24 protein-coding genes are annotated in these 25,697 nt (G+C 65.8%); 15 read left to right on the plus strand and 9 right to left on the minus strand.

What is annotated here, in order from left to right:
* Positions 1-106 precede the first annotated feature (106 nt).
* On the plus strand, positions 107-565 hold the full coding sequence (locus tag C8D95_RS19650; protein ID WP_109760903.1) for a BrnA antitoxin family protein: 459 nt from the start codon (positions 107-109) through the stop codon (positions 563-565).
* Positions 566-605: 40 nt separating this feature from the next.
* On the opposite strand, the gene C8D95_RS19655 is transcribed toward C8D95_RS19650, so the two are convergent.
* The gene (locus C8D95_RS19655) at positions 606-1,484 is read right to left on the minus strand and encodes a transferrin-binding protein-like solute binding protein (protein ID WP_109760904.1); all 879 of its coding nucleotides are present in this window, start codon (positions 1,482-1,484) and stop codon (positions 606-608) included.
* Between the two features lie 229 nt (positions 1,485-1,713).
* Positions 1,714-3,690, minus strand: a complete 1,977-nt coding sequence (locus C8D95_RS19660) for a bifunctional 2',3'-cyclic-nucleotide 2'-phosphodiesterase/3'-nucleotidase (RefSeq protein ID WP_420902644.1) — start codon at positions 3,688-3,690, stop codon at positions 1,714-1,716.
* A 146-nt stretch (positions 3,691-3,836) separates the two neighbouring features.
* On the opposite strand from C8D95_RS19660, the gene nudC reads away from it, so the two are divergent.
* The 5 genes from nudC (at position 3,837) to murC (ending at position 9,039) form a co-directional block, all read left to right on the plus strand.
* A complete protein-coding gene (gene nudC, locus C8D95_RS19665) occupies positions 3,837-4,790 on the plus strand; it encodes an NAD(+) diphosphatase (RefSeq protein ID WP_109760905.1) in 954 nt (317 codons plus the stop codon).
* A gap of 15 nt (positions 4,791-4,805) precedes the next feature.
* Entirely contained in the window at positions 4,806-5,252 is a 447-nt protein-coding gene (locus C8D95_RS19670; RefSeq protein ID WP_109760906.1) for an SRPBCC family protein, read from the plus strand.
* Positions 5,253-5,372: 120 nt separating this feature from the next.
* On the plus strand, positions 5,373-6,539 hold the full coding sequence (locus C8D95_RS19675) for a peptidoglycan glycosyltransferase FtsW (RefSeq protein WP_109760907.1): 1,167 nt from the start codon (positions 5,373-5,375) through the stop codon (positions 6,537-6,539).
* A complete protein-coding gene (locus C8D95_RS19680) occupies positions 6,536-7,627 on the plus strand; it encodes a UDP-N-acetylglucosamine--N-acetylmuramyl-(pentapeptide) pyrophosphoryl-undecaprenol N-acetylglucosamine transferase (RefSeq protein WP_109760908.1) in 1,092 nt (363 codons plus the stop codon). The genes C8D95_RS19675 and C8D95_RS19680 overlap by 4 nt, the downstream gene beginning before the upstream one ends.
* Positions 7,624-9,039, plus strand: coding sequence for a UDP-N-acetylmuramate--L-alanine ligase (murC, locus tag C8D95_RS19685; RefSeq protein ID WP_109760909.1), 1,416 nt, complete (start codon positions 7,624-7,626; stop codon positions 9,037-9,039). The genes C8D95_RS19680 and murC overlap by 4 nt, the downstream gene beginning before the upstream one ends.
* A 209-nt stretch (positions 9,040-9,248) precedes the next feature.
* Here the strand turns inward: murC and C8D95_RS19690 are convergent, their stop codons facing one another.
* Both C8D95_RS19690 and nth read right to left on the minus strand, forming a co-directional pair.
* Positions 9,249-10,232 carry an adenosine kinase gene (locus tag C8D95_RS19690; protein ID WP_109760910.1) on the minus strand — a complete coding sequence of 328 codons (984 nt, stop codon included), beginning with the start codon at positions 10,230-10,232 and terminating at the stop codon, positions 9,249-9,251.
* A complete protein-coding gene (gene nth / locus C8D95_RS19695; protein WP_109760911.1) occupies positions 10,229-10,873 on the minus strand; it encodes an endonuclease III in 645 nt (214 codons plus the stop codon). Before nth ends, C8D95_RS19690 begins: the two co-directional genes overlap by 4 nt.
* Before the next feature lie 113 nt (positions 10,874-10,986).
* On the opposite strand from nth, the gene C8D95_RS19700 reads away from it, so the two are divergent.
* Positions 10,987-11,838, plus strand: coding sequence for a methylated-DNA--[protein]-cysteine S-methyltransferase (locus C8D95_RS19700; protein WP_109760948.1), 852 nt, complete (start codon positions 10,987-10,989; stop codon positions 11,836-11,838).
* Positions 11,839-11,967: 129 nt separating this feature from the next.
* Positions 11,968-12,630, plus strand: coding sequence for a YiaD family glycine zipper/OmpA-like lipoprotein (locus C8D95_RS19705; RefSeq protein ID WP_109760912.1), 663 nt, complete (start codon positions 11,968-11,970; stop codon positions 12,628-12,630).
* Between the two features lie 120 nt (positions 12,631-12,750).
* On the opposite strand, the gene C8D95_RS21815 is transcribed toward C8D95_RS19705, so the two are convergent.
* From C8D95_RS21815 to gloB, 4 genes are all read right to left on the minus strand, one after another.
* Complete coding sequence (locus C8D95_RS21815) at positions 12,751-13,272, minus strand: SPFH domain-containing protein (RefSeq protein ID WP_126918612.1); 522 nt, start codon at positions 13,270-13,272, stop codon at positions 12,751-12,753.
* Between the two features lie 198 nt (positions 13,273-13,470).
* The gene (locus C8D95_RS19715; protein WP_109760914.1) at positions 13,471-13,872 is read right to left on the minus strand and encodes a c-type cytochrome; all 402 of its coding nucleotides are present in this window, start codon (positions 13,870-13,872) and stop codon (positions 13,471-13,473) included.
* 105 nt (positions 13,873-13,977) lie between these two features.
* Positions 13,978-16,308 (minus strand): ATP-dependent Clp protease ATP-binding subunit ClpA, encoded by a 2,331-nt coding sequence (gene clpA, locus C8D95_RS19720; RefSeq protein WP_109760915.1) that lies wholly within the window; start codon positions 16,306-16,308, stop codon positions 13,978-13,980.
* A gap of 177 nt (positions 16,309-16,485) precedes the next feature.
* On the minus strand, positions 16,486-17,247 hold the full coding sequence (gloB, locus tag C8D95_RS19725; RefSeq protein ID WP_109760916.1) for a hydroxyacylglutathione hydrolase: 762 nt from the start codon (positions 17,245-17,247) through the stop codon (positions 16,486-16,488).
* 63 nt (positions 17,248-17,310) lie between these two features.
* Between gloB and C8D95_RS19730 the strand changes: the two genes are divergently transcribed.
* The 7 genes from C8D95_RS19730 (at position 17,311) to C8D95_RS19760 (ending at position 24,619) form a co-directional block, all read left to right on the plus strand.
* The gene (locus C8D95_RS19730; protein WP_109760917.1) at positions 17,311-18,057 is read left to right on the plus strand and encodes a methyltransferase domain-containing protein; all 747 of its coding nucleotides are present in this window, start codon (positions 17,311-17,313) and stop codon (positions 18,055-18,057) included.
* 252 nt (positions 18,058-18,309) lie between these two features.
* Complete coding sequence (locus C8D95_RS19735; protein ID WP_109760949.1) at positions 18,310-18,870, plus strand: F0F1 ATP synthase subunit delta; 561 nt, start codon at positions 18,310-18,312, stop codon at positions 18,868-18,870.
* On the plus strand, positions 18,871-20,409 hold the full coding sequence (gene atpA / locus C8D95_RS19740; RefSeq protein ID WP_109760918.1) for a F0F1 ATP synthase subunit alpha: 1,539 nt from the start codon (positions 18,871-18,873) through the stop codon (positions 20,407-20,409).
* A 24-nt stretch (positions 20,410-20,433) separates the two neighbouring features.
* Positions 20,434-21,306, plus strand: coding sequence for a F0F1 ATP synthase subunit gamma (locus C8D95_RS19745; RefSeq protein ID WP_109760919.1), 873 nt, complete (start codon positions 20,434-20,436; stop codon positions 21,304-21,306).
* Positions 21,307-21,322: 16 nt separating this feature from the next.
* Complete coding sequence (gene atpD / locus C8D95_RS19750; protein WP_109760920.1) at positions 21,323-22,747, plus strand: F0F1 ATP synthase subunit beta; 1,425 nt, start codon at positions 21,323-21,325, stop codon at positions 22,745-22,747.
* A gap of 9 nt (positions 22,748-22,756) precedes the next feature.
* On the plus strand, positions 22,757-23,182 hold the full coding sequence (locus tag C8D95_RS19755; protein WP_109760921.1) for a F0F1 ATP synthase subunit epsilon: 426 nt from the start codon (positions 22,757-22,759) through the stop codon (positions 23,180-23,182).
* 99 nt (positions 23,183-23,281) lie between these two features.
* Positions 23,282-24,619: a mechanosensitive ion channel family protein gene (locus C8D95_RS19760; protein WP_109760922.1), complete on the plus strand. Its 1,338-nt coding sequence runs from the start codon at positions 23,282-23,284 to the stop codon at positions 24,617-24,619.
* Here C8D95_RS19760 and hemE read toward each other — a convergent pair.
* Positions 24,616-25,656, minus strand: coding sequence for a uroporphyrinogen decarboxylase (gene hemE / locus C8D95_RS19765; RefSeq protein ID WP_109760923.1), 1,041 nt, complete (start codon positions 25,654-25,656; stop codon positions 24,616-24,618). The genes C8D95_RS19760 and hemE overlap by 4 nt on opposite strands.
* Between the last annotated feature and the right edge of the window lie 41 nt (positions 25,657-25,697).

Below are 25,697 nucleotides of genomic sequence, written 5' to 3' on the forward strand. Positions count from 1 at the left end.
GGGATTCGCAAGGTATGCGAGGCGTCGGCGTTCGGTCGGCACAGCGTATGGCAGGGCCGCTCGGTGGGATCAGGAGTTTTTCATCTCGCATGGGCAGGTTGCCCGGATGACCGGAACGACAGCACAGAAGACCTTCAGGCAGACCCAGACCGCCCGCATGGCGCGGCGGCGGCTGTCGCGGCACCTAGAGGGGCTGGAGAGCGACCAGGGACTCTGGGCCCGCGTGCAGACCGTCGCGCCCGAGGCCTGGGCGACGCTGGAGGAGGACATCTGGTGCGACGAGCCGAAGGTGAAGATCACGCTGCGGATCGATGCCTCGGTCGCCAAGTTCTATCGGGCGATGGGACCGGGATACCAGGCACGGATGAACCGCGTGCTGGCGAGCTTTGCGCTGATGCGGATCGGCGAGGTCGAGAGAGAGGCGCGGTCGCTGCGCGAGCTTCTCGACTCCTATGGCCCCGAGGTGTCGGACCGTCTGCGGCAGGCGTGGAGCGAGGTGCCCGACGTCTTCAAGGAGGCGCTTGGGGTGGAGGCGGAGTTCTGGGACCGCTGGCTTTCGACGTGAGGCGCGCGGCGAGAGGGCCGCGCGCCCCGGGGACGAGAGGTCAGTTCAGCGTTTCGAACATGGGCGGGAAGGGCTCGCCGGACCTTTCGGTCCAGAAGCCGCCGCCGAGGCTCATGGTGCCGACTTCGGTGTCGAGGCTGCCGCCGACGCCGCCCGCGAGGTTCTGGGCATCGTCGCCGTAGAAGGCGCCCTTCATGTCCATCGTGCCGGTGGCATCGCCATAGAGCGACATCGCGGCGTCGATCCGGCTGCCCGAAACCTGGCCTTCGATCGAGCCGAAGAGGTTGCCGCCGGTCTCTTGTTCAAGGTCGTCGTTGTAGGCGTCGAAGCCGCCCTGGGTGATGCCGTTGACGCTGCTGTCGGCGAAATCGACCGAGAGGCTCATCATGCCACTCGCGTTGATGCCGGTGGTCTGGCTGCCGCCATAGGCATTCCATCCGCCGTAATAGGAGACGGTGTCGGTCGGCAGCGCCGCTGCGGCGGTTTCGAGGCCGAAGTAGCCATCCCGGTCAACCTCCTCTTCGCCACCCAATTCGATGGAGGCGGCATCGGTGCCGTAGTAGTCCATGTAGGCGTACTGCGCCGCGTCGTTGAACAGGTAGAGATATCCCTGATAACCGTCGTAGCTGCCGCCGTCGTAGCCATCGAACACGATCTCGGGGCCGCCGTCGATCGAGACGTAGACGATCGGATCAAGACCCGTGTCGTCCATGCGCACGCGGACCTCCTTCACCGACCCGTCTTCGCCGCCGACGAAGCCGGTCAGGCCTTCGGCGGTGAGCGCCTCGTAAGTGACAATTTCGCCGTCGGTGTAGACCGGGTTGTATTTCGAGCCGATGGCGGACGGGCCGGTGCCGCCGCCACATGCGGTGAGAACGGGGAGTACCGAGAACGCGACGATAATTGATTTCAGTTTCATGTGTAGCCTCCAACTGTTGTGCCGGCAGGCGTTAACCATGCTGGTGACGATGGGATGGAGGATTTGCGGCCTATTTCGGGCGACAATGCTTTTTGTTCGGAAGGAATTGTTGCGGGAGACCGTATCGGCGCGGCGCGGCGGACACGGGTCTCGGGTCAATGCGTGGGACAGGGACGACGGGTGGCCCCGTCTTCCCGGCTTTGTTGAGGGGACGGGGTGAAACCCTGCGCTAGAGGGTGAGGCGGTAGAGCGCGAAGCCGTCGGCGCCGTCTCCTGCCGGGGCGATGTCGATGCCCTGGAGGCTGTCGATGTAGTCCGCCGCCTTGGGTCCGGTCTCGAAGAGGGCGGTGGCGCCGCCAAGGGGGGTGAAGCTCCAGTTGAAGTCGGCCTTGGGCTGGATCTCTCCTTCTTCCACGATGTAGCGGACGATGACGTCGCGGTTGGTGTCGGGTGCTTCGAAGACGATGGTCGAGCCGTCGGCGCCGGGGAAGGCGCCGCCTCCGCTGGCGCGGTAGTTGTTGGTGGCGACGATGAACTCCATGTCCTCGGTCACGGGCTTGCCGTCGTACCGAAGGTTTACGATCCGGTTGGCGTCCGGGTTGATGAGCTCTCCCGACGAATCGAACTTCGAGGGCTGCGAGAGGTCGATCTGGTAGGTGACTCCGTCGATGACGTCGAAGTTGTAGGAGGGGAAGTCCGGGTTCAGCAGCGTCTGCTCGTCACCGTCCTTCTCGATCTGGTTGAACATGCCGGCCGAGCGTTCGAGCCAGTCCTTGACCTGCGCGCCGTTGATCCTGACCGCGCGCACGGTATTGGGGTAGAGGTAGAGGTCGGCCACGTTCTTGATCGCCACGTCGCCTGCGGGCACGTCGGTATAGTAGTCCGGGCCGCCTCGGCCGCCGGCCTTGAAGGGAGCGGCGGCGGAGAGGATGGGGAGGCCCTCGTGCTCGGTCCCCATTATCATCTCCTCGATGTACCACGCCTGAGCCAGCGAAACGATCTGGACCGAGGGGTCGTCCGCCACCAGAGCGAAATAGCTGTGGAGCGGGGCTGCGGTCTTGCCGACCGGGCGGCGGATGTAGTCGAGCGTAGCCTCGTGATCGGCCTGGGTCGCGTCCAGCACCTCCTTCTCGCTGTCGACGAGGGGCGTGATCGAGCGGTCTTCGTTGCGCTGCGAGATGGGGCGCGTCTCGACGGCGGTGTTGACGACACGCCACTCGCCACCGTCGCGTTCGAGCATCAGGTCGATGACGCCCAGGTGGCTGCCCCAGAAGCCGCCCATGGTGGCGGGCTTGCCGTGAATCATGCCGGTCGCGGCGTCGACGGCGGCATAGCCCTCGTAGTCGGGCGAGGGGAAGACGAGGTGGCTGTGGCCGGTCAGAAGCGCGTCGATGCCGTCGACCTGGGCGAGCGGAACGGAGGCGTTCTCCATCATGTCGGTGCGCTCGGCCGCGCCGATGCCGGAGTGCGAGAGGGCGATGACGATGTCGGCGCCCTCCTCGCGCATCTGTGGCACCCAGGCTTCGGCGGCGGCGACGATGTCGCGGGTCGTGACGTTGCCTTCGAGGTGCTTGCGGTCCCAGAGCATGATCTGGGGCGGAACGAAGCCGATGAGGCCGATGCGGATGGGGTGCGTCTCGCCCGCGCCGTCGGTCAACTCGCGATCGAGGATGACGTATGGTTTGACGAGGGTGGCGTCCTTCGTGGGGTCGGCGCCTTCTTCGGTGACGACGTTGGCGCTGATGACGGGGAAGGCGGCTCCCGCGACGGTGTTCATCAGGAAGTCGAGCCCGTAGTTGAACTCGTGGTTGCCGAGCGTCGAGGCGTCGAAGCCCACGGTGTTCATGGCGGCGATGACGGGGTGCATGTCGCCGGGCTTCATGCCGCGCTCGTAGGCGATGTAGTCGCCCATGGGATTGCCCTGGAGGAAGTCGCCGTTGTCGAGGAGGAGCGCGTTCGTTGCTTCGGCGCGGATGTCGGCGATGTGGGCGGCGGTGCGGGCGAGGCCCACGGTGTCGACGGGCTTGTCGGCGTAGTAGTCGTAGGGCCAGACGTGGACGTGGAGGTCGGTCGTTTCCATGATTCTCAGGTGGGCCTGGCCGGCCTGAGCGCGCGCCGAGAAGGGATGCAGGACCACGAGGCCCGCTCCTGCGGTGGAGGCGAGGAAGGTGCGGCGGCTCATGGCCGGAAGGGTGTGGCGCGGCATGGTGGGGCTCCCTGTGATCTGTCCCTCCATGGAACACGAGTCGGGTGACGCGCCCAAGACAAACCTGATGCCTGGCGCTGCCTGCGCGGCGGTTTGCCAAAGGCCGCGCCGCGTGGCATCGAAGGCGCAAGCGGACAGGGGCAGGCATGAAACTGGCAGAATCGGTGACCTTCGGCGGGTCGGGGCTGGACCGCGCGGCAGAGCTGCGGTCGCAGCCCGAGGCGTTGGCCGGGCTGCGCGCCGGGGCATGCGTGTTGCCGATCTGGCGCGGCAAGCCCCTGCTGGACGCCGAGAGCCGGGCGCCGGTCTTTCTTGCCGCCGACCATGCCGTCTTCGCACACGAGGGGCCGGAGGTGTTCCTGGGGCGCGACGAGGGCGCGGCGCGTTTTGCCTGCGATATCTCGGCCTGGGAGCCCCAGGGCGACACCGACAGCGTGGGGCAGTTTACCGATCCGAGCGAGCAGAGGCATCCCGAGTTGCCGTCGGGACAGGTCTTCGGTGAGCTTAGGGGCAGCATGGTGCGGCTGACTCCGCGCGCGGCCGAGATGGCGGCGACGGCGAAGGCGATCCTGGAGTGGCATCGGTCGCACCGCTTCTGCGCGCGCTGCGGGGGCGAAAGCGTGGTGTCGCAGGCGGGGTGGCAGCGCGATTGCCCGGCCTGCGGGGGGCATCATTTTCCGCGCACCGATCCAGTGGTCATCATGCTGATCACCGAGGGCAATTCCGTCCTCATGGGGCGCTCGCACGTCTGGCCCGAGGGGATGTATTCGCTGCTGGCGGGCTTCGTCGAGCCGGGCGAGTGCATCGAGGCGGCGGTGCGCCGCGAGGTCTTCGAGGAGTCGGGCGTGCGCGTCGGGCGGGTCGATTACCTCGCCTCGCAGCCCTGGCCCTTTCCCAACTCGCTGATGTTCGGCTGCCACGGGCACGCGACGAGCCGCGACATCACCGTCGATCCGGCCGAGATCGAGGATGCCCAGTGGGTCACGCGCGAGGCGATGGTCGAGGCGCTCGCCGGCAACGATCCCCGATTGAAGCCGGCCCGTCCCGGCTCGATCGCGCGCTTCCTGATCGAGAACTGGCTTGCCGACACTCTGGACTGAAGGCACACCGACCTCATGAAGCTGTCCGCCCGCGAAGACATCGAAGCCCCGCTCGAAAGGGTTTACGAGGCCGTCACCGACTTCGACGGGTTCGAGAAGCAGATGCTGCGCCGGGGGATCGACGTGACCCGCGACGACACGCTGCCCTCGCACGAGCCGGGTGCGCGCTGGCAGGCGCGTTTCACCTGGCGCGGGCGGCCGCACGACATGAGCGCCGAGCTGGTCTCGATCGACAGCGGTCAGGGCTACGCCATCGAGAGCCGGTCGGGGGGCGTGATCTGCCTTGGCGTCGTCGATCTGGTGGCGCTGTCAAAGGCGCGCACGCGGCTGTTCGTGTCGCTGGACGTGCGGCCGACGACATTTTCCGCGCGCCTTCTGGTGCAGTCTCTGAAGCTGGCCAAGGGGTCGATCGACCGCCGCTTCAAGGCGCGGGTCAGCGAGCTGGCGCAAAGCATGACCTGACCGGAGACGCCCCGTCCGCCCGATACGGCGGACGGCAGGGTTTCTCTGGCGCTCGAAGTCGCGTTTCGCTATGGTTCGCCGCAGACCCGGTGAACGGGCGACAGGCAGCAGAGCAGGCTCATGACGGAGATGGTCTATGGCTCGGTCCCGCGCGGGGGCGGCGAGCCGATTCTTCCCCGGTGGTGGCGCACCGTCGACAAGTGGTCCATGAGCTGCGTGCTGGTGCTGTTCGGCATCGGGCTTCTTCTGGGTCTCGCCGCGTCTCCCCCTCTCGCCGAACGGAACGGATTTTCGGCGTTCTATTACGTGGAACGGCAGGTCTTCTTCGGCGGCGCGGCCCTGATCGCCATGTTCGCGATGACGCTGATGTCGCCCCGCACGGTGCGGCGACTGGCGGTGATCGGCTTCGCAATCTCGTTCCTCGCCATGATGCTTTTGCCCTTCATCGGCACGGATTTCGGCAAGGGCGCGGTGCGCTGGTTCTCGGTCGGCTTCGGTTCGATCCAGCCGTCGGAGTTCCTGAAGCCAGGCTTCATCGTCCTTGTCGGCTGGATGATCGCTGCTTCGAACGAGGTCGCCGGCCCGCCGGGCAAGTCCTATTCCTTCGCACTGGCTCTGGCGGTCGTGCTGCTTCTCGCGCTCCAACCCGATTTCGGACAGGCGAGCCTGATCCTGTTCGCCTGGGGTGTTATGTATTTCGTCGGCGGCGCGCCGTTCTACATCCTGGCGGGGATCGCCGGTCTGGTCTCGGCGGGCGCCATGTTCGCCTATCGGGGCTCCGAGCACTTTGCGCGGCGGATCGACGGGTTCCTGTCGGCCGAGGTCGATCCGAACACCCAGCTCGGCTATGCCGCGAACGCGATCCGCGAGGGCGGCTTCTTCGGCGTCGGCGTGGGCGAGGGGACAGTGAAATGGTCGCTGCCGGATGCGCACACGGACTTCATCATCGCGGTGGCGGCCGAGGAGTACGGGCTGATCCTCGTCCTCGCCATCATCTTCCTCTACGCGACCATCGTCCTGCGTTCGCTCTTCCGGCTGATGCGCGAGCGCGATCCGTTCATCCGGCTGGCGGGGACGGGGCTGGCCTGCACCTTTGCGATGCAGGCGATGATCAACATGAGCGTGGCCGTCCGGCTTCTGCCGGCCAAGGGGATGACGCTGCCCTTCGTCAGCTATGGCGGGTCGTCTCTAGTGGCAGGGGGCATCATGCTTGGGATGCTGCTGTCCTTCACGCGGGCCCGGCCGCAGGGCGAAATCCGCGACTATCTCGTCCGGAGCGGGCGGTGAGCGCGCCGCATCTGGTCATCGCGGCGGGCGGCACGGCGGGACACATGTATCCCGCGCAGGCGCTGGCCGAGGCGATGCTGGCGCGGGGCTGGCGGGTGACCCTGTCAACGGATGCGAGGGGCGCGCGGTATACCGGCCAGTTCCCGAAGGGCGTCGAGATACGGCGGGTCGCAAGTGCGACCTTCGCGCGGGGCGGCGCGCTGGCCAAGCTGGCCGCACCGTTTCTGATCGTGGGCGGCGTCGTGACGGCGGCGACGCGGTTCCTGTCGGATCGCCCGACCGTGGTCGCCGGTTTCGGCGGCTATCCGTCGATCCCGGCGCTGGCGGCTGCCTGGATCCTGCGGGTGCCGCGGCTGATCCATGAGCAGAACGGGGTGCTGGGCCGGGTGAACCAGGTCTTCGCGCGGCATGTCGACCGCATCGCCTGCGGGACCTGGCCGACGAAGCTTCCCGCCGGCGTCGAGAGCGTGCATGTCGGCAACCCGGTGCGGGGGAGCGTGCTCGTCCGCGCGGCCGCCCCCTATCCGCCCTCGGACGGGACGATTCGCATCGTGGCCTTCGGCGGCAGCCAAGGCGCGCGGGTAGTATCCGACACCGTGCCCCTGGCCATCGCGCGCCTGCCGGACAGCCTGCGCGCGCGGCTCGAGGTGGCGCACCAGGCGCGGCCCGAGGACGATGCGCGGGTGCGCGAGATCTATGACAAGGCCGGCGTCAGCGCGATGGTCGAGCCGTTCTTTCCAGACATGCCCGACCTGATGGCTGCGGCGCACCTGGTCGTCTGCCGGTCGGGGGCGTCGTCGGTCGCAGACCTTAGCGTGATCGGACGACCGTCGATCCTGATCCCTCTCGCGGCGGCGATCCGCGACGAGCAGACGGCGAATGCGCGTGGGCTGGTCGATGCCAATGCGGCGATCCTGGTGCCTGAATCCGCGCTTGACCCGGCTTCGCTGTCGGAACAGATGATGACTGTGCTCACCTCGCCCGATGCCGCGAAACGCATGGCCGCGAACGCACTGACCCAGAGCATCCCCGACGCGACGGACCGGCTGGCCGGCCTTGTCGAAGAGCTTGGACGGAGAGAGACATGAACGCAGCCGCAGCGACGAAACTGCCGACCGAGATGGGGCCGATCCACTTCGTGGGGATCGGGGGCATCGGGATGTCGGGCATCGCCGAGGTGCTGATCCGGGCGGGCTACACCGTGCAGGGGTCGGACCTGAAGGCGTCGAAGATCACCGACCGGCTCGCAGCGATGGGGGCCACGATTTTCGAAGGTCAGAGGGCTGGGAACCTGGAGGGCGCAGAGGTCATCGTGATCTCGTCGGCGATCAAGAAGGGCAACCCGGAACTGGACGAGGCGCGGCGGCTGGGTCTGCCGGTGGTGCGGCGCGCCGAGATGCTGGCGGAGCTGATGCGGCTTCGCTCGAACGTCGCGGTGGCGGGGACGCATGGCAAGACCACGACCACGACGATGGTGGCGGCCCTTCTGGATCACGGCGGGCTGGACCCGACCGTCATCAACGGCGGCATCATCCATGCCTACGGGTCGAACGCGCGGGTCGGCGCGGGCGAGTGGATGGTGGTCGAGGCCGACGAGTCGGACGGGACCTTCAACCGGCTGCCCGCGACCATCGCCATCGTGACGAACATCGATCCCGAGCACATGGAGCATTGGGGGTCGATCGAGGCCCTGCGGCAGGGGTTCCTGGACTTCGTGTCGAACATTCCGTTCTACGGGTTGGCCGTACTTTGCACCGACCACCCCGAGGTACAGGCGCTGGTGGGGCGCGTGACGGACCGGCGGGTCGTGACCTTCGGGTTCAACGCGCAGGCGGACGTGCGCGCGGTGAACCTGCGTTACGAGGCCGGGATCGCACAGTTCGACGTGGAATTGGCCGACGGCATGGTCATCGAGGGCTGCACCTTGCCGATGCCGGGGGATCACAACGTCTCGAACGCGCTGGCGGCAGTGGCCGTGGCGCGGCACCTGGGGATGAAGGCGGCCGAGATCCGCGAAGCTCTTGCGAACTTCAAAGGCGTCAACCGGCGGTTCACGCGGGTGGGCACCGTGGGCGGCGTGACGGTCATCGACGACTACGGCCACCACCCGGTCGAGATCGCGGCGGTGCTGAAGGCGGCGCGGCAGGCCATCGAGCCGGGCGCGCGGGTCATCGCCGTCCATCAGCCGCACCGCTTCACGCGTTTGTCGTCGCTGTTCGAGGATTTCTGCACCTGCTTCAACGAGGCCGACGTCGTGGGCATTGCCGAGGTCTATTCGGCTGGCGAGGACCCCATTCCGGGCGCAACGCGCGAGGATCTGGTGGCCGGGCTGATCCGGCACGGTCATCGTCACGCGAGGGCGGTGGTATCGGAGGACGACCTGGAGCGTCTGGTGCGCGAACAGGCGCGGCCGGGCGACATCGTCGTGTGCCTTGGTGCGGGCACGATCAGCGCCTGGGCGAACGGGCTTCCGGAGCGTCTTACCCGCTCGGCGGCGTGAAGGGCGGGGGCTCTGCCCCCGCACCCCCGGAGTATTTCAGCCAAGAAGAACGAGAAAGGGGCGCCCCTGCTGAGGGACGCCCCGGAAGAAGTCGCCTTCTCCTTGGGCGGTCATCGGCGCTCCCGCCTGTACCGCCAGAGTACCCTCGCCGGGATCGGTTTCTTCTTGGTTAAAAAACTCCGGGGTCCGGGGCGGAGCCCCGGCGTCCCTCAGATCAGCTGTTCGCGGCGGAAGAGCGCCTTGAGGTCGGTCTCGGGGCGGGCGCCGAAGTGGCCGATGACCTCGGCGGCGGCGGCGCAGCCCATGCGGCCTGCCGTTTCCAGAGACTGGCCGGTGGCGTACCCGTAGAGGAAGCCTGCGGCGAACTGGTCGCCCGCTCCGGTCGCGTCGACGGGCACGACGCGGCGCACGGGCACGCGCGCGGTCTCGTCGCCCTGCACGAGGATGACATCCTCTCCCGAACGGGTGCAGACGACGAGGCCGGAGTCGGCCGCCGCCTGCTCGAGCGCCGACGACAGGTCGGTCTGGTAGAGCGATTCCCATTCGTGGCGGTTGCCGATGACGTAGTCGAGGTCGCGCACGAGGTGGCGGAAGCTGTCGCGGTGACGGTCGACGCAAAACGGGTCCGAGAGCGCGATGCCGGCCTTGCCGCCCGCACCGCGACAGAGGCGGGCGGCGCGTTCGAAGGCCTCCTTTCCCGAAGGCTTGTCGTAGAGATAGCCCTCGAGGAACAGGATCCGCGCCGCGCCCGCCACATCGTCTGCCACGTCGTCGGGGCCGAGTTCGGAGGAGATGCCGAGATAGGTGTTCATCGAGCGCTCGCCGTCGGGCGAGACGAAGATCATCGAGCGCGATGTCGGCAGGTCGCCGCCCGCGACGGGCGGGTTGACGAAGGCGGTGCCATCCTCTTCCATCGAGCGGGCGTAGAAGCGCCCCAGGGCGTCGTCGTGGACGCGGCCGATGAAGCCGGTGCGCAGGCCGAGGTTGCCGAGACCGGCAAGCGTGTTCGCGACAGATCCGCCGGGGGCCTGCACGCGGTCCTTCATCGCGGCATAGAGCATTTCGCCCCGCTGCCGCTCGACCAGTTGCATGATGCCCTTCTCGATCCCCATGAGGTCGAGGAAGCTGTCGTCGGCGGAGGAGATGACGTCGACGATCGCATTGCCGATCCCGACCACGTCGAAGGCGTTCATGGGGTCTTGTCCTCGTAGGCGCAGAGATCGCGGATCAGGCAGTCGGGGCATCGGGGTTTGCGGGCAAGGCAGATGTAGCGGCCGTGCAGGATCAGCCAGTGGTGCGCGTGGCGCTGATATTCGGCGGGCACGTTGTCCTCGATGGCGCGCTCGACGGCGTCGACGTCCTTGCCGGGTGCAATGCCTGTGCGGTTGCCGACGCGGAAGATGTGTGTGTCGACGGCCTGGGCGGGGTGGCTCCACCACATGTTGAGAACGACGTTGGCGGTCTTGCGGCCGACGCCTGGTAAGGCCTGGAGGGCGGCGCGCGACGAAGGCACCTCGCCGCCGTAGTCGTCGACGAGGATGCGGGCCATCTTCATCACGTTCTTCGCCTTGTTGCGATAGAGGCCGATGGTCTTGATGTGCTGGGTCAGAGCCTCTTCGCCGAGGTCGAGCATCTTCTGCGGCGTGTCGGCGACCTTGAAGAGGGCCCGGGTCGCCTTGTTGACGCCGGCGTCCGTCGCCTGGGCCGACAGCGCCACGGCGACGAGGAGGGTGTAGGCGTTGAGGTGCTCGAGCTCGCCTTTCGGCTCGGGCTCCGCGGCGTGGAAGCGGGCGAAGATCTCGCGGATCGTGTGATAGGGAAGCTGCCTGGCCATCGGGTTCGTTCTGGCGGATCGGCCGTGGGGCGGCAAGCCTTTCCCGCAGGATCCGGGTCGCAGGTCAGGCCGGCCCTGCCTAGTTTCGTGACAATGACAGAAGGATCGCGATGATGACCGCCATGACCCAGATCGAGACCGGATATCACTATGACCTGATGCGCCGCGCCATCGAGAGGCTGGACGGCACGGACGGGCGCGAGCTGACGCTGGAGGAGATCGCGGCCGAGATGCACATGAGCCCCGCGCATTTCCAGCGCATCTTCAGCCGGTGGGCCGGGGTGTCTCCGAAGCGCTATCAGCAGTGGCTGCGTCTCGACCATGCGAAGGCGCTTCTGGCCACGCGGCACACCACGCTCGAGACGGCCGACCTTGTGGGCTTGTCGGGCGGGGGACGGCTGCACGATCTTTTCGTGCGATGGGAGGCCATGTCTCCCGGCGATTACGCGAAGGGCGGGGCGGGCCTGGAAATAGCCTGGGGCTGGTTCGACAGCCCGTTCGGGCCGGTCCTGGTGATGGGCACCGAGCGCGGCATCTGCGGCATCGGCTTCGCAGCCGAGGCCGGGTCTGCGGCGACGATGGCGGATTTGCGGTCGAGGTGGCCCGACGCCACGTTCGTCGAGGACCGGGCGCGGTTGGCACCGCTGGCCGAGGCCGCCTTCCCGACGGATGGACAGGCGGCGACGCCGAAGTTGTTCCTGATCGGGGCGCCGTTCCAAATCAAGGTGTGGGAGGCACTGTTGCACGTTCCGACAGGCCACGTCACGACATACAGCGACATTGCCCGGCTGATCGGGCATCCGAAGGCGGTGCGCGCGGTCGGCAGCGCCGTCGGTCGCAATCCGATCTCGTGGTTGATCCCGTGCCACAGGGCGTTGCGAAAGTCCGGAGGGTTGGGCGGCTATCACTGGGGCCTTCCGGTCAAGCGCGCCATGCTGGCCTGGGAAGCGGCTGAGACTGCCTGATATGGCATAACAGAGGCGTGAATTTGCCTAGCAGGGCGCAGAAGCCCAAGTTTCCTCTCGTGACCGCTGGCAATGTGGAACCTTTCGCATATAGCGGCGTTCGAGATGTGCAAAGAAAAAGGACACCTCATGTCTATCTCCAAGACTTCCACGCTTTTTGGCGCGGCCGGCCTGATGGCCCTCGCTGCCTGCGGCGATCCTTCCACCTACCCTGGCACCGACGGCGACCGCACCCGTCAGGGCGCGCTTGCGGGCGCGGCAGTGGGCGCCGTTCTCGGCGGAACCCGTGAAAGCGGCAGCGACCGGATTCGGAACGCCGCCGTCGGCGCGGCAGTCGGCGCTGCTGCGGGTGCGGCCATCGGCTATAGCCTGGACCGCCAAGCGGCGGAACTGCGCAACGATTTCGGCAATGGCCAGATCGACGTGATCAACACCGGCAATGCACTCATCGTGCGGATGCCCGAGGCGATCCTTTTCGCTACCGACAGCGCCACGCTGAACGCGACGCTCGCGTCGGACCTGCGTGTTCTGGCCAACAGCCTGAACAAGTATCCGCAGTCGGTCGTGACCGTCACCGGCCACACCGACAACACCGGCTCGGCCGCCTACAACCAGGACCTGTCCGAGCGCCGTGCGATGGCCGTGTCGTCGGTCCTGCGCTCGTCGGGCGTCTCGGGATCGCGAGTCCGGACCATCGGCGCGGGCGAGAGCCAGCCGATCGCCACCAACGCCACGGCCGCAGGCCGTGCGCAGAACCGTCGCGTGGACATCACGATCACGCCGACGAACTGAGATCGATTTCACGAGTGACGAGTGGGAAGCGCCGGGCCTTCGGGTCCGGCGTTTTCTTTTGGAGGGTGTGTGGTGGTCGGCTATGGGGACAAGAGGTTGGCGTTTGATCTGATCACGCTCTTATTCTTGGATACAGTCTTCAAGGCTCGCGAAGGAGCGAAGAAAGTTGACGCCATACTCCTCGAACGCCCCACGATTCTCACGAAGGGTGATTTGCAGGTAGTTTGAGATTGTCTCCCTACTAAAGCTAGAAACCTCTGCATTCTCGTGAGCCTCTTGCACCTGCTTCTCGATCACAGAAACGGCGACCGCTTCTTGACCTTTGGTGTAGTAAACCTCCAGGTCGGAGATGTTCCAAAAGACTGAAACTGTGATTTCGCATTGGTCCTCAGGCCACCAGATTTCGACATCCTCACGTCGCTCAAAGAGCGTGTTTTCAATCCAAACAGTTTCCACCATGGGCACGCAAATGTGTAATCCAGGACCTACTACACGCTTCACATTTCCACTTTTGTCCAGAACGAGGGCATCGCTTTCTGGGCGAACTGTAAACAAGCCGCAATCAGTTGAGGACGTTTGGGCGACAGCAAGAACAGGAAACACCGCTATCAACAGTATTAAGGTCCAAACGCGCACTTCCACTTACTCCGTTCCGGCCTGTCACGCACAGATCGCTCTTTCGGCTGTATAGCAAAGACTGGTTTTGCGACCAGCAGTTTAGCAGTCTTCAACGCGCCTCTCGCACAGCATGACTAATGGCGATTGCCCCATGACCTCGAAGCAGACCTGACCGAAACACTAACGGGTCTCCGACGAACGAATAGTGCCTGCCGGTTCCGCCTAGCGCTGAAGGTTCTCCAGGTGCCGGGCCAGCGCCAGAAGGCGCGCGGGGACGGGACTGGCGATGCCGTCGCCGGTGTCGACCATCAGGACAGTCCCTTTCGAGAGGGTGCTTCCGAATTCCGGCATGACGTGGGTGCCTGTCTGGACGCGGGTGTATCCGTCGATGGTCGAGAGGACCCGCGCCATCGGGAAGCGTCCGCCGTTGCGGGAGGAGAGCGCGGTCAGATCGGCAGGTCTGACGGGAAGCGAGGACGCCGCCGGTCCGTCGCCGCGACCGGATGTGCCGTGACAGGCCACGCAGAATTCGCTGTAGAGGTCGGCTCCGGTGACGGTCTTGACGGGTGCGCAGGCGATGGCGAGCCCCGCGGCCAGAGCAAAACCCGCGATGTGTTTCAGCATGGCTGCTCTCCCTGCCGTTTCCGCGGTCACCGTATCAGCGGCCCCGGCCAAAAAGAAAGCCCCGCGCGAGGCGGGGCTTTCAAAGGCATTTTTTTGGTCAGGCGATCATTCGGCGGTGAGAAGCGGAGGCTTCTTCTTCGACGAGATGCGCTTCGTCGCCTGCTCGATCCGGAGGTCAAGTTTGCCCTCTTTCACGCCGACCTTGACGATGCCGCCCTGGGCGAGCTTGCCGAAGAGAAGCTCTTCGGCCAGCGGCTTCTTGATCGTCTCCTGGATGACGCGCGCCAGCGGACGGGCGCCCATCTTGTCGTCGTAGCCCCTGTTCGCCAGCCATTCAGCGGCCGGGCGCGTCAGCTCGATATGGACGCCGCGGTCCATGAGCTGGGCTTCCAGTTGCAGGACAAACTTCTCGACCACCTGGAGGATGACCTCTTTCGGAAGCGGCGCGAAGCTGATGACCGCGTCGAGACGGTTGCGGAACTCTGGCGTGAACATGCGTTCGATCGCCTCGGTATCCTCGCCCTCGCGCCGGTCGCGGCCAAAGCCTATGGCGGCCTTCGCCATGTCCGACGCGCCCGCGTTCGAGGTCATGATGAGAACCACGTTGCGGAAGTCGACCTGCCGGCCGTTGTGGTCGGTCAGCTTGCCGTGGTCCATCACCTGCAGAAGGATGTTGAACACGTCCGGGTGCGCCTTCTCGATCTCGTCGAGGAGGAGAACGCAGTGCGGATGCTGGTCGACGCCGTCGGTCAGAAGTCCGCCTTGGTCGAAACCGACATAGCCCGGAGGCGCGCCGATGAGGCGGCTGACGGCGTGCTTCTCCATGTACTCGGACATGTCGAAGCGCAGAAGCTCGACGCCAAGGGAGTCGGCGAGTTGCTTCGCGACCTCGGTCTTGCCGACGCCCGTCGGGCCGGCGAAGAGGTAGTTTCCGATGGGCTTTTCGGGCTCGCGAAGACCGGCGCGCGACAGCTTGATCGCCGAGGCCAGCGCCTCGATCGCACGGTCCTGTCCGAAGACGACGCGCTTCAGCGACGCCTCGAGGTCGCGCAGGACGGCGGCGTCGTCCTTCGAGACGTTCTTCGGCGGAATGCGCGCGATCTTGGCGACGACATTCTCGATCTGCGGGACGTCGATGGTCCGTTCGCGTTTCTCGGGCGCCACGAGGTGCTGCGCCGCTCCGGCCTCGTCGATGACGTCGATGGCCTTGTCGGGCAGCTTGCGGTCGTTGATGTAGCGCGCCGACAGTTCGACGGCCGTCCGGACCGCGTCGTCGGTGTAGACGACGCCGTGATGCTCCTCGAAATAGGGCTTGATGCCCATGAGGATCTTCACGGAATCCTCGACGGTCGGCTCGTTCACGTCGATCTTCTGGAAGCGCCGCGACAGGGCGCGGTCCTTTTCGAAGTGCTGGCGGAACTCCTTGTAGGTCGTCGATCCCATGCAGCGCAGCTTGCCGCCCTGGAGCGCGGGCTTCAGCAGGTTCGAGGCGTCCATCGCGCCGCCCGAGGTGGCGCCGGCACCGATGACGGTGTGGATCTCGTCGATGAAGAGGATCGCGTCGGGATGATCCTCAAGCTCGGTCACCACGGCCTTCAGCCGTTCCTCGAAATCGCCGCGATACCGGGTGCCCGCGAGAAGCGCGCCCATGTCGAGCGAAAAGATGGTGGCGCCCTGAAGAACCTCGGGCGTCTGCTTCTCGACGATCTTCTTGGCCAGACCTTCGGCAATGGCGGTCTTGCCGACGCCGGGGTCGCCGACGAGGAGCGGGTTGTTCTTTCGCCGGCGGCAGAGCACCTGCACGCAACGCTCGACCTCGGGCTCGCGCCCGATCAGCGGATCGACGTCGCCCTTGAGGGCCTTGACGTTGAGGTCGACGCAATACTTGGACAGGGCGGATTCCTTGCCGTCCTCTTCCGAGGCAGACGTGGAGGAAGACGCCTCCTCCTCGAACTCGTTGGCGCCCGAGACGGGTCGCGTTTCGCCGAAGGACGGGTCCTTGGCGACGCCGTGCGCGATGAAGTTGACGGCGTCGTACCGGGTCATGTCCTGCTCCTGCAGGAAGTAGGCGGCGTTCGACTCACGCTCGGCAAAGATGGCGACGAGGACGTTGGCCCCCGTCACTTCGGTCCGGCCCGAAGACTGGACATGGATCGCCGCGCGCTGGATCACGCGCTGGAAGGCGGCGGTCGGTACGGCTTCGGATCCTTCGATCTCGGTCACCAGGGTCGAAAGATCGTCGTCGATGAAATCGTTGAGTGTCTTGCGGAGCTCATCGAGATCAACCGAACACGCCTGCATCACCTTCGCGGCATCAGGCTCGTCGATCAGCGCCAGAAGCAGATGTTCCAGCGTCGCGAGCTCATGCCTGCGCGAATTGGCTATCGCCAGCGCAGCATGGATCGCATCCTCGAGCGTCTTGGAAAAAGATGGCACGCTCACAAGCTCCTTTCACAAGGGTCGGAGGGCGCTGAGGGCCCATCCAGACCGTGGCCTCATAGTGTTAGAGTTCGGTTAGATTTCCGAACCTTCAAGCCTTTTCTCGTCGCAAGGCCTCACATTTTCGGACCCGCGTTCACGCTGCTACGGAAAACGAGAGAAATTGTGGCGACATCAGAACGAATCCTTGCGACGCCTGATTTCGCCGAACACCTCGGCGTCGCTTCGTCCGGTCATATCTAGGAGCATTTTGACATCATCCAAGCCCGCCCGGAGGAAAGGATTGGTCTCGAGCTCGGTCGAGAGCTTGGACGGCACCGTCGGCTCGCCGCGTTCGCGGGCTTCGGCGACCATGCGGAGGCGTTCCTTCAGGGCGATGTTGTTGGGCTCGATGGTCAGGGCAAAGCGGCCGTTGGCCTCGGTGTATTCGTGGCCCGAGCAGATTGTCGTGTCGCGGGGCAGGGCGGCGAGCTTTGACAGGCTCTGCCACATCATCGGCATGGTGCCTTCGAAGACGCGGCCGCAGCCGAGCGCCATGAGGCTGTCGGCGGTGAAGGCGGCCTTGGCGTCGGCAAGGTAGAAGGCGATGTGGCCCACGGTGTGGCCCGAGACGTCCATGACCTGCACGGTGGACCCGGCGAAGTCGAAGCTGTCGCCGTCGCCGATCGCGTGGTCGAGCGGGGGAAGGCGGTGCGCGTCGGCGGCGGCGCCCCGTACGGTGGCACCGTAGCGTCCGCAAAGCTCGGCCACACCTTCGACGTGGTCGTCGTGGTGATGGGTGATCCAGATCTCGTCGAGCGTCCAGCCGCGGCCGTCCAGAGTTGCCGCGATCGGAGCGGCTTCGGGCGCGTCGACAAGAGCGGTCCGTCCGTTGCCGTGGACGAGGAAGGCATAGTTGTCCGTGCGGCATGGAACGGTGACGATCTCGAATGACATGGATTCAGCCCTTGTTGCGGTTATGCTTCCGCCGGACTGTCGGACAAAGGACCGCGCGCCGCAATGCACCTCGACGTGCTCGACCTCAGGACTTTCTACTATCGGACCCGGCTGGGACGGACGGCGCAGCGCGCCATCCGCGAGCAGGTGACTGGCTTCTGGCCCGAGGCGCGGGGCCTGAACGTCGTGGGCTTCGGCTTCGCTGCGCCGCTGCTTCGACCCTACCTTGCCGAGGCGCGGCGGGTCATCGCCCTGATGCCGGGCCAGCAGGGGGTGATGCCCTGGCCCGCCGGCCTGGACAACGTGTCGGTGCTTTGCGAGGAGAAGCTCTGGCCGATAGAGACCGACAGCGTCGACCGCCTCGTGGTGCTGCATGGCCTCGAGACGAGCGAGGACCCCATCGCGCTTCTGGACGAGTGCTATCGCGTGCTGGCGCCCGAGGGCCTGGGTCTGTTCATCGTGCCGAACCGTGCGGGCCTGTGGTCACGGCGCGACGTGACGCCCTTCGGTTTCGGGCGGCCCTATTCGCTTGGCCAACTCGAGGCGATGGTGGCGGCGATCGGACTGATGCCGCGGCGGCACAGCGCGGCCCTTTTCCATCCGCCAAGTCCCAAACCCTTCTGGCTGAAGACGAGCGCCTTCTGGGAGAAGCTGGGCAATCACGTCTCGAACCGTTTCGCGGGCGGCGTCCTGGTCGTCGAGGTCTCGAAGCAGGTTCCGGCGCCGCCCCGGACGGGCCTGCCCGAGGCTGTGCGACGTCCGCTGAGAGTGCTGGAGGGCATCGCCGCACCCGAGCCGAAGGCGATCTGAGAGCGGGAATCGTGACGCCCGACCGTGAAAATCCGATTGTTTCGCGGTCCATTCGGTCGCACCCGGCGTTAACCCTTTGAAATCACTTGTGGGGGTCGCGCCGGGCACGCCTCCCAACATGTTGCGAGGCTGAAAGTCCTCTGCTACACGACCGCTGATTTGTTCGAGGGCGCGCCTTGCGGATGCCCCGAACCTTGCGCCGGACGCTTCCGCCAACCGGCCTCGCCGAAGAACAACGTGGAAAGGGGACACGTGTCAGAATCTGCGTCAATCTCCACCGGCATCGCGTCGCGCTATGCGACGGCGGTGTTCGAGCTGGCCAGGGACGGCAATGCGCTCGATACTCTCGAGCGGGACATCGAGACCCTCGAAGCCTCGTTGTCGGACAGTGCGGATTTCCGCGATCTTGTCCATTCTCCGGTCTACTCGCGCGAGCAGCAGGGCAACGCCATCGGCGCCATCGCACCAAAGATGGGCCTGTCCGACATGCTGGCCAACACGCTGCTCCTGATGGCGTCGAAGCGCCGCCTGTTCGTGTTGCCGCAGCTTCTGGCGGGCCTGCGCGCCCGCATTGCGGACGCCAAGGGCGAGGTGACCGCCGATGTGCGCTCCGCGACCGCGCTGACCGCGGACCAGGAAAAGGCGCTTGCCGAGGCTCTGAAGAATTCGGTCGGCAAGGACGTCAAGATGAATGTGACCGTCGATGAAAGCCTCATCGGCGGACTAGTGGTCAAAGTGGGCTCGAAGATGATCGACACCTCGATCCGCTCGAAGCTCGCGGCTCTCCAGAACACGATGAAAGAGGTCGGATAAATGGCAATCCAGGCAGCCGAGATTTCGGCAATCCTCAAGGATCAGATCAAGAACTTCGGCCAGGACGCCGAAGTCGCCGAGGTCGGCCGCGTGCTGAGCGTCGGCGACGGCATTGCCCGTGTCTACGGCCTCGACAACGTCCAGGCGGGCGAGATGGTCGAGTTTCCGGGCGGTATCATGGGGATGGCGCTGAACCTCGAGAGCGACAACGTCGGCATCGTGATCTTCGGCTCGGACCGGGATATCAAGGAAGGCGATACCGTCAAGCGCACGAACTCCATCGTGGACGTGCCGGCGGGCGACGCGCTTCTCGGCCGCGTGGTCGACGGCCTGGGCAACCCGATCGACGGCAAAGGTCCGATCTCGACCTCCGAGCGCCGCGTCGCGGACGTCAAGGCACCGGGCATCATCCCGCGCAAGTCGGTCCACGAGCCCATGGCGACCGGCCTGAAGGCCATCGACGCCATGATCCCGATCGGCCGTGGCCAACGCGAGCTGATCATCGGGGACCGCCAGACCGGCAAGACCGCCGTGGCGCTCGACACCATCCTGAACCAGAAAAGCTACAACGACGCCGCGGGTGACGACGAGTCGAAGAAGCTCTACTGCATCTACGTCGCGATCGGGCAGAAGCGCTCGACCGTGGCCCAGCTGGTGAAGAAGCTCGAGGAAACCGGCGCGATCGACTATTCGATCATCGTCGCCGCGACCGCCTCGGACCCGGCGCCGATGCAGTTCCTCGCCCCCTATGCCGCGACGGCGATGGCGGAATTCTTCCGCGACAACGGCCGCCACGCGCTCATCATCTACGACGACCTGTCGAAGCAGGCCGTGGCCTATCGCCAGATGTCGCTTCTTCTCCGCCGTCCGCCCGGACGCGAAGCCTATCCGGGCGACGTCTTCTACCTGCACTCCCGCCTGCTGGAGCGCTCGGCGAAGCTGAACTCGGACCACGGCGCGGGATCCCTGACGGCGCTGCCGATCATCGAGACGCAGGGCGGCGACGTGTCGGCGTTCATTCCGACGAACGTGATCTCGATCACGGACGGCCAGATCTTCCTCGAGACCGAGCTGTTCTATCAGGGCGTCCGTCCTGCCGTGAACACGGGTCTGTCCGTGTCTCGCGTGGGCTCTGCCGCACAGACCAAGGCGATGTCCTCGGTCGCTGGTCCCGTGAAGCTGTCGCTCGCCCAGTACCGCGAGATGGCGGCCTTCGCGCAGTTCGGTTCGGACCTCGACGCCTCCACGCAGCGCCTGCTGAACCGCGGCGCACGCCTGACCGAGCTGATGAAGCAGCCGCAGTATTCGCCGCTGACCAACGCCGAGATCGTCGTCGTCATCTTCGCAGGTACGAACGGGTATCTCGACAAGGTCAGCGTGGCTGATGTGGGCCGCTTCGAGCAGGGTCTTCTGAACCACATGCGGACCAAGCGTCAGGACGTTCTGGACTGGATCACGAACGAGGATCCCAAGATGAAGGACGACAACGCCAAGACGCTGAAGTCGGCCATCGACGAGTTCGCCACGGACTTCTCGTAAGACCGAAGCCGGAAGGAAACCCAGATGGCCAACCTCAAGGATCTGAAGAACCGGATCAATTCGGTCAAGTCGACGCGGAAGATCACGCAGGCCATGCAGATGGTCGCGGCGGCCAAGCTGCGCCGTGCGGAAGAGGCGGCGGAAGCCGCGCGGCCCTATGCTGCGCGCTTCAACGACGTTCTCGCCGGTCTGGCGCAGGGCGTGGGCGAGGGCGGACCGCGTCTTCTGGCAGGCACGGGATCGGATCAGACCCATCTTCTGGTCGTGATGACTTCCGAGAGGGGGCTCTGCGGCGGCTTCAACTCGTCCATCGTCCGGCTGGCGAAGACGCGGGCGTCGCAGCTTGTAGCGCAGGGCAAGACGGTCAAGATCCTGACCGTCGGGAAGAAGGGCCGCGAGCAGATGCGCCGGGACTGGGGCAATTACCTTGTCGGGCACGTCGACCTCTCGGACGTCAAGCGTCTGGGCTACACCAACGCGCAGGATATCGCCCGGGACGTGCTGTCACGGTTCGATGCGGACGAGTTTGATGTCGCCACGATCTTCTTCGCCGAGTTCGAAAGCGTCATCAGCCAGAAGCCGACCGCAATGCAGATCATTCCGGCGACCTTCGAGGCGAGCGAGGATGGGGCCTCTGAATCCACCGTGTTCGACTATGAACCGGGCGAGGAAGAGATCCTGCGCGAGCTTCTGCCGCGGGGGATCGCGACCCAGATCTTCACCGCGCTCCTTGAGAACGCGGCGTCCGAGCAGGGCGCGCGGATGAGCGCGATGGACAACGCGACCCGCAACGCAGGCGACATGATCGACAGGCTGACGATCCAGTACAACCGGACCCGCCAGGCCGTCATCACCAACGAGCTTATCGAAATCATTTCGGGCGCCGAGGCGCTCTAAGACCGGAGAACCAGAAATGGCTAACGCAAAAGGCAAAGTGACCCAGGTCATCGGCGCCGTCGTCGACGTGCAGTTCGGCGACCACCTGCCCGAAATTCTGAACGCGCTCGAAACCGACAACCACGGCAACCGCCTTGTGCTCGAGGTGGCGCAGCACCTGGGCGAGAACACCGTCCGCACCATCGCGATGGACTCGACCGAGGGTCTCGTGCGCGGTCAGATCGTGACCGACACGGACGGCCCGATCATGGTGCCGGTCGGAAACGCGACGCTCGGACGTATCCTGAACGTCATCGGCGAGCCGGTGGACGAAAAGGGTCCCGTCGAAGCGACCGAGAAGCGCGCCATCCACCAGCCTGCGCCGGCCTTCGCCGAACAGTCGACGGAGTCTGAAATCCTCGTCACCGGCATCAAGGTCGTCGATCTTCTGGCGCCGTACTCCAAGGGCGGCAAGATCGGCCTCTTCGGTGGTGCGGGCGTCGGCAAGACGGTTCTGATCATGGAACTGATCAACAACATCGCCAAAGTTCACTCGGGCTACTCGGTTTTTGCCGGAGTGGGCGAGCGGACGCGTGAGGGCAACGACCTCTATCACGAGATGATCGAATCCGAGGTCATCAAGCCGGACAATCTCGAGGAATCGCAGGTGGCGCTGGTCTATGGCCAGATGAACGAGCCGCCGGGAGCCCGCGCGCGCGTCGCCCTGACCGGCCTTACGCTGGCCGAGCAGTTCCGCGACCAGTCCGGGACCGACGTGCTGTTCTTCGTCGACAACATCTTCCGCTTCACGCAGGCGGGTTCCGAGGTGTCGGCTCTTCTGGGCCGTATCCCCTCGGCCGTGGGCTATCAGCCGACGCTCGCGACCGACATGGGCACGATGCAGGAGCGGATCACCTCGACCAAGGCCGGCTCGATCACCTCGATCCAGGCCGTGTACGTTCCTGCGGACGACCTGACCGACCCGGCGCCGGCCACGACCTTTGCGCACCTCGACGCGACGACGGTGCTGTCGCGCGCGATCTCGGAGCTTGGCATCTATCCGGCCGTGGACCCGCTCGACTCGACCTCGCGCCTCATGGACCCTGCCATCCTGGGCGAGGAGCACTACAAGGTGGCGCGCGACGTGCAGGGCATCCTTCAGCGCTACAAGTCGCTGCAGGACATCATCGCGATCCTCGGGATGGACGAGCTTTCGGAAGACGACAAGCTGACCGTGTCGCGGGCCCGCAAGATCCAGCGCTTCCTGTCGCAGCCCTTCGACGTGGCGAAGGTCTTCACCGGCTCGGATGGCGTGCAGGTGCCACTTGAAGACACGATCGCGTCCTTCAAGGCCGTCGTCGCGGGCGAGTACGATCACCTGCCCGAGGGCGCGTTCTACATGGTTGGTGGCATCGAGGACGTGAAGGCGAAGGCCGAGCGTCTGGCCGCCGAAGCAGCGTAAGGGGACCCCATGGCTGACACGATGCAATTCGACCTGGTGTCGCCCGAGCGTAAGGTCGTCTCGGGGCAGGCGAAGTCCGTGCGGCTTCCCGGCACCGACGGCGACATGATGGCGATGCCTAATCATGCGCCGGTCGTGACGACCCTGCGTCCCGGCATCGTGGTCGTCGACATGGACGGCGGCGAGCAGGAGTTCGCCGTGACCGGCGGCTTCGCGCAGATCATGCCCGAGGGGACGACGATCCTGGCCGACGTGGCGATGCCGCGGAGTGAGGTCACGTCCGAGTTCCTGAACGACGCGATCGCCAAGGCGCGGGCGGACCATGCGGAGGCCGAAGGCTCGGCGGCGGACGACATCGCCAAGTTGCTGGGCGACCTCGTTGCGATGGGCGACCACATCGGCCTGCCCACGGACAGCCGCGTCCCGGCGCCCTGACCGGACCCACACCAGGATCACGCGGGCGTGGCCTTAGGGCCGCGTCTTGCGTTTCAGGGGTGGCTTCCCTCGGAACGTCGAGCACCGCATAGTTGAACCATGCGTTTCATCTTCGTCCTTTTCTCGCTCGTCGTCTTTACCCTCCCAGCCTCCGCGCAGGACGCGCCTTCGGCCGAAACCACCTCGCCCGCGGACGTGGCGATCGCGCCGGGGGCGCGGGACGACGAGATCGCGAACCGGATCGCGCGCATCCTCGATGCGACGGGCTGGTATGCCGGGACGCAGGTCGCCGTAGAGGACGGGATCGTCTTCCTCGACGGGGCCACTGACAGCGACGAACACCGCACCTGGGCGCGCGATCTTGCCTCGAAGACGCAGGACGTCGTCGCTGTCGTGAACCGAATCTCGGTCGACCAGGAGGCCGACTGGACCTTCGCACCGGCCGTGTCGGCGCTGCGGGAGGTCTCGACCCGCCTGCTGACCGCGCTTCCGCTTCTGGTCCTCGCGATGATCGTGCTGCCGCTGACATGGTGGCTGTCGTCCATCGTGGCGCGGGCCCTGCGGCGCGTGTTTCTGGGACGCGTGTCGTCGCCTTTCCTCGGGTCGGTCGTGGCGCGGCTTCTGGCGCTTCCGGTTTTCCTCGTCGGTCTCTACATCGTGCTTCAGGTCGCGGGGCTGACGCAGCTCGCCGTTTCGGTGGTGGGCGGTGCGGGCGTCATCGGCATCGTCTTCGGCTTCGCCTTCCGCGACATCGCCGAGAACTTCCTTGCGTCGCTTCTGCTGTCGATCCGGCAGCCGTTCAGGGCGGGCGACATCATCGAGGTCGAGGGGATGCACGGGTCGGTCCAGTCGATGAACACGCGGTCGACCGTGCTGATCTCGCCCGAGGGCAATCACATCCAGATCCCGAATGCGACGGTGTTCAAGAGCGTCATCACCAACTTCACCGTCTCGCCCGAGGGACGCGACGACTTCACCGTCGGCATCGGATATGACGCGTCGATCACTCGGGCGCAGGAACTGATCGGCGATGTTTTGGCGCGGCACGAGGCGGTGTTGGCGGAACCTGCGCCGATGATCCTTGTCGATGGGCTTGGATCGTCGACCGTGACGCTGCACGCCTATTACTGGCTGAACGTGCGCGAATATTCCCTGCTCAAGGTGAAGTCGTCGGTCCTGCGGCTGACCAAGAAGACGCTGATGGATGCCGGCATCTCGATGCCCGACGACGCGCGCGAGATCATCTTCCCTCAGGGCGTGCCGCTTCTCGACCAGCGCCGGGGCGACGACGCGGCTGCCGAAATCCCCGCGCCGCGGGAAAGCGGGGCCGAAAGCACCGAGGCCGAAGGCGATCTGGCGAACGACCAGGACGAGATCGCCGAGCGCGCGGGGAAGGCCGCGTCGCCGGAGGACAGGACGGACTTGCTGGAGGGCTAGGTCCAGTTTCCCGCGCGTACCGTGTCGATCATCAGGCGCACGTTGTCGGCGTCAGCATCAGGGGTGATGCCGTGTCCCAGGTTGAAGATGTGCGGGCCCCCCGCGAAGGCGCGGCAGATCGCCCGCGTCGCCTCGATCAGGGGCTTGCCGCCGGTGACCATGTGCCCCGGGGCCAGGTTGCCCTGGACGCAGCCATCGGTCTGAACGTGTTTCGCGGCCCATCTGGCGTCGACGCTGTTGTCGAGCGCTACGCAGTCCGCGCCCGTCTCCTTGGCGAAGCCTTCGTACCTCGGTCCCGCCTCGCGGGGGAAGGCGATCACGGGGATGCCCGGATGCCGGTCCTTCAGCGCGGCGACGATGCGGGCGGCGGGTGCCACGCAATAGGCGTCGAAGTCGCGACCCTTCAGCGATCCGGCCCAACTGTCGAAGAGCTTGACCACTTCGGCTCCCGCCTCGATCTGCGCGGACAGGTAGAGGACCGTGGCCTCGGTGATGCGGTCGAGCAGCGCCTCGAAGAGGGGCCGGTCCTCGTCCTTGAGGGTATGAGCCGGGCCCTGATCGGGCGTGCCGCGCCCCGCGATCATGTAGGTCGCCACCGTCCAGGGCGCGCCCGCGAAGCCGATCAGCGTCGTTTCGGACGGCAGGGCGCGTGAGAGGATGCGAACCGTCTCGTAGACCGGGGCCAATGTCTCATGGATCGCGTCGACGGGCTTGAGGCGGTCGAAGTCCGACGAAGTCGTGACGGTCGAGAGGCGCGGACCTTCGCCGGTCACGAACCACAAGTCCGCGCCGAGGGCCTGGGGGACGAGGAGGATGTCGGCGAAAAGGATCGCGGCGTCGAACCCGAAGCGCCGGATCGGCTGAAGCGTGACTTCCGCTGCAAGCTCGGGCGTATAGCAGAGCGACAGGAAATCCCCCGCCTTCTCGCGAGTCGCGCGATACTCGGGGAGGTAGCGGCCCGCCTGTCGCATCATCCAGATCGGCGGGATGGGAAGCGTCTCTCCCGCCAGTGCCCTCAATAACAGTTTACGGGTCATTCCCTGTCCTCTTGCGTCTCTCTCTGGTCACGATCCGGCCG

This window comes from Silicimonas algicola (assembly GCF_003148765.1).
In the GTDB taxonomy this organism is placed as follows: Bacteria; Pseudomonadota; Alphaproteobacteria; order Rhodobacterales; family Rhodobacteraceae; genus Silicimonas; species Silicimonas algicola.

What these genes read in the sequence shown, in the direction of transcription:
- C8D95_RS19650 (WP_109760903.1), top strand. Translation starts at nt 107, where the DNA reads ATGACCGGAACGACAGCACAGAAGACCTTCAGGCAGACCCAGACCGCC.
- C8D95_RS19655 (WP_109760904.1), bottom strand. Translation starts at nt 1,484, where the DNA reads ATGAAACTGAAATCAATTATCGTCGCGTTCTCGGTACTCCCCGTTCTC.
- C8D95_RS19660 (WP_420902644.1), bottom strand. Translation starts at nt 3,690, where the DNA reads ATGCCGCGCCACACCCTTCCGGCCATGAGCCGCCGCACCTTCCTCGCC.
- nudC (WP_109760905.1), top strand. Translation starts at nt 3,837, where the DNA reads ATGAAACTGGCAGAATCGGTGACCTTCGGCGGGTCGGGGCTGGACCGC.
- C8D95_RS19670 (WP_109760906.1), top strand. Translation starts at nt 4,806, where the DNA reads ATGAAGCTGTCCGCCCGCGAAGACATCGAAGCCCCGCTCGAAAGGGTT.
- C8D95_RS19675 (WP_109760907.1), top strand. Translation starts at nt 5,373, where the DNA reads ATGACGGAGATGGTCTATGGCTCGGTCCCGCGCGGGGGCGGCGAGCCG.
- murC (WP_109760909.1), top strand. Translation starts at nt 7,624, where the DNA reads ATGAACGCAGCCGCAGCGACGAAACTGCCGACCGAGATGGGGCCGATC.
- C8D95_RS19690 (WP_109760910.1), bottom strand. Translation starts at nt 10,232, where the DNA reads ATGAACGCCTTCGACGTGGTCGGGATCGGCAATGCGATCGTCGACGTC.
- nth (WP_109760911.1), bottom strand. Translation starts at nt 10,873, where the DNA reads ATGGCCAGGCAGCTTCCCTATCACACGATCCGCGAGATCTTCGCCCGC.
- C8D95_RS19700 (WP_109760948.1), top strand. Translation starts at nt 10,987, where the DNA reads ATGACCGCCATGACCCAGATCGAGACCGGATATCACTATGACCTGATG.
- C8D95_RS19705 (WP_109760912.1), top strand. Translation starts at nt 11,968, where the DNA reads ATGTCTATCTCCAAGACTTCCACGCTTTTTGGCGCGGCCGGCCTGATG.
- C8D95_RS19715 (WP_109760914.1), bottom strand. Translation starts at nt 13,872, where the DNA reads ATGCTGAAACACATCGCGGGTTTTGCTCTGGCCGCGGGGCTCGCCATC.
- gloB (WP_109760916.1), bottom strand. Translation starts at nt 17,247, where the DNA reads ATGTCATTCGAGATCGTCACCGTTCCATGCCGCACGGACAACTATGCC.
- C8D95_RS19730 (WP_109760917.1), top strand. Translation starts at nt 17,311, where the DNA reads ATGCACCTCGACGTGCTCGACCTCAGGACTTTCTACTATCGGACCCGG.
- atpA (WP_109760918.1), top strand. Translation starts at nt 18,871, where the DNA reads ATGGCAATCCAGGCAGCCGAGATTTCGGCAATCCTCAAGGATCAGATC.
- C8D95_RS19745 (WP_109760919.1), top strand. Translation starts at nt 20,434, where the DNA reads ATGGCCAACCTCAAGGATCTGAAGAACCGGATCAATTCGGTCAAGTCG.
- atpD (WP_109760920.1), top strand. Translation starts at nt 21,323, where the DNA reads ATGGCTAACGCAAAAGGCAAAGTGACCCAGGTCATCGGCGCCGTCGTC.
- C8D95_RS19755 (WP_109760921.1), top strand. Translation starts at nt 22,757, where the DNA reads ATGGCTGACACGATGCAATTCGACCTGGTGTCGCCCGAGCGTAAGGTC.
- C8D95_RS19760 (WP_109760922.1), top strand. Translation starts at nt 23,282, where the DNA reads ATGCGTTTCATCTTCGTCCTTTTCTCGCTCGTCGTCTTTACCCTCCCA.
- hemE (WP_109760923.1), bottom strand. Translation starts at nt 25,656, where the DNA reads ATGACCCGTAAACTGTTATTGAGGGCACTGGCGGGAGAGACGCTTCCC.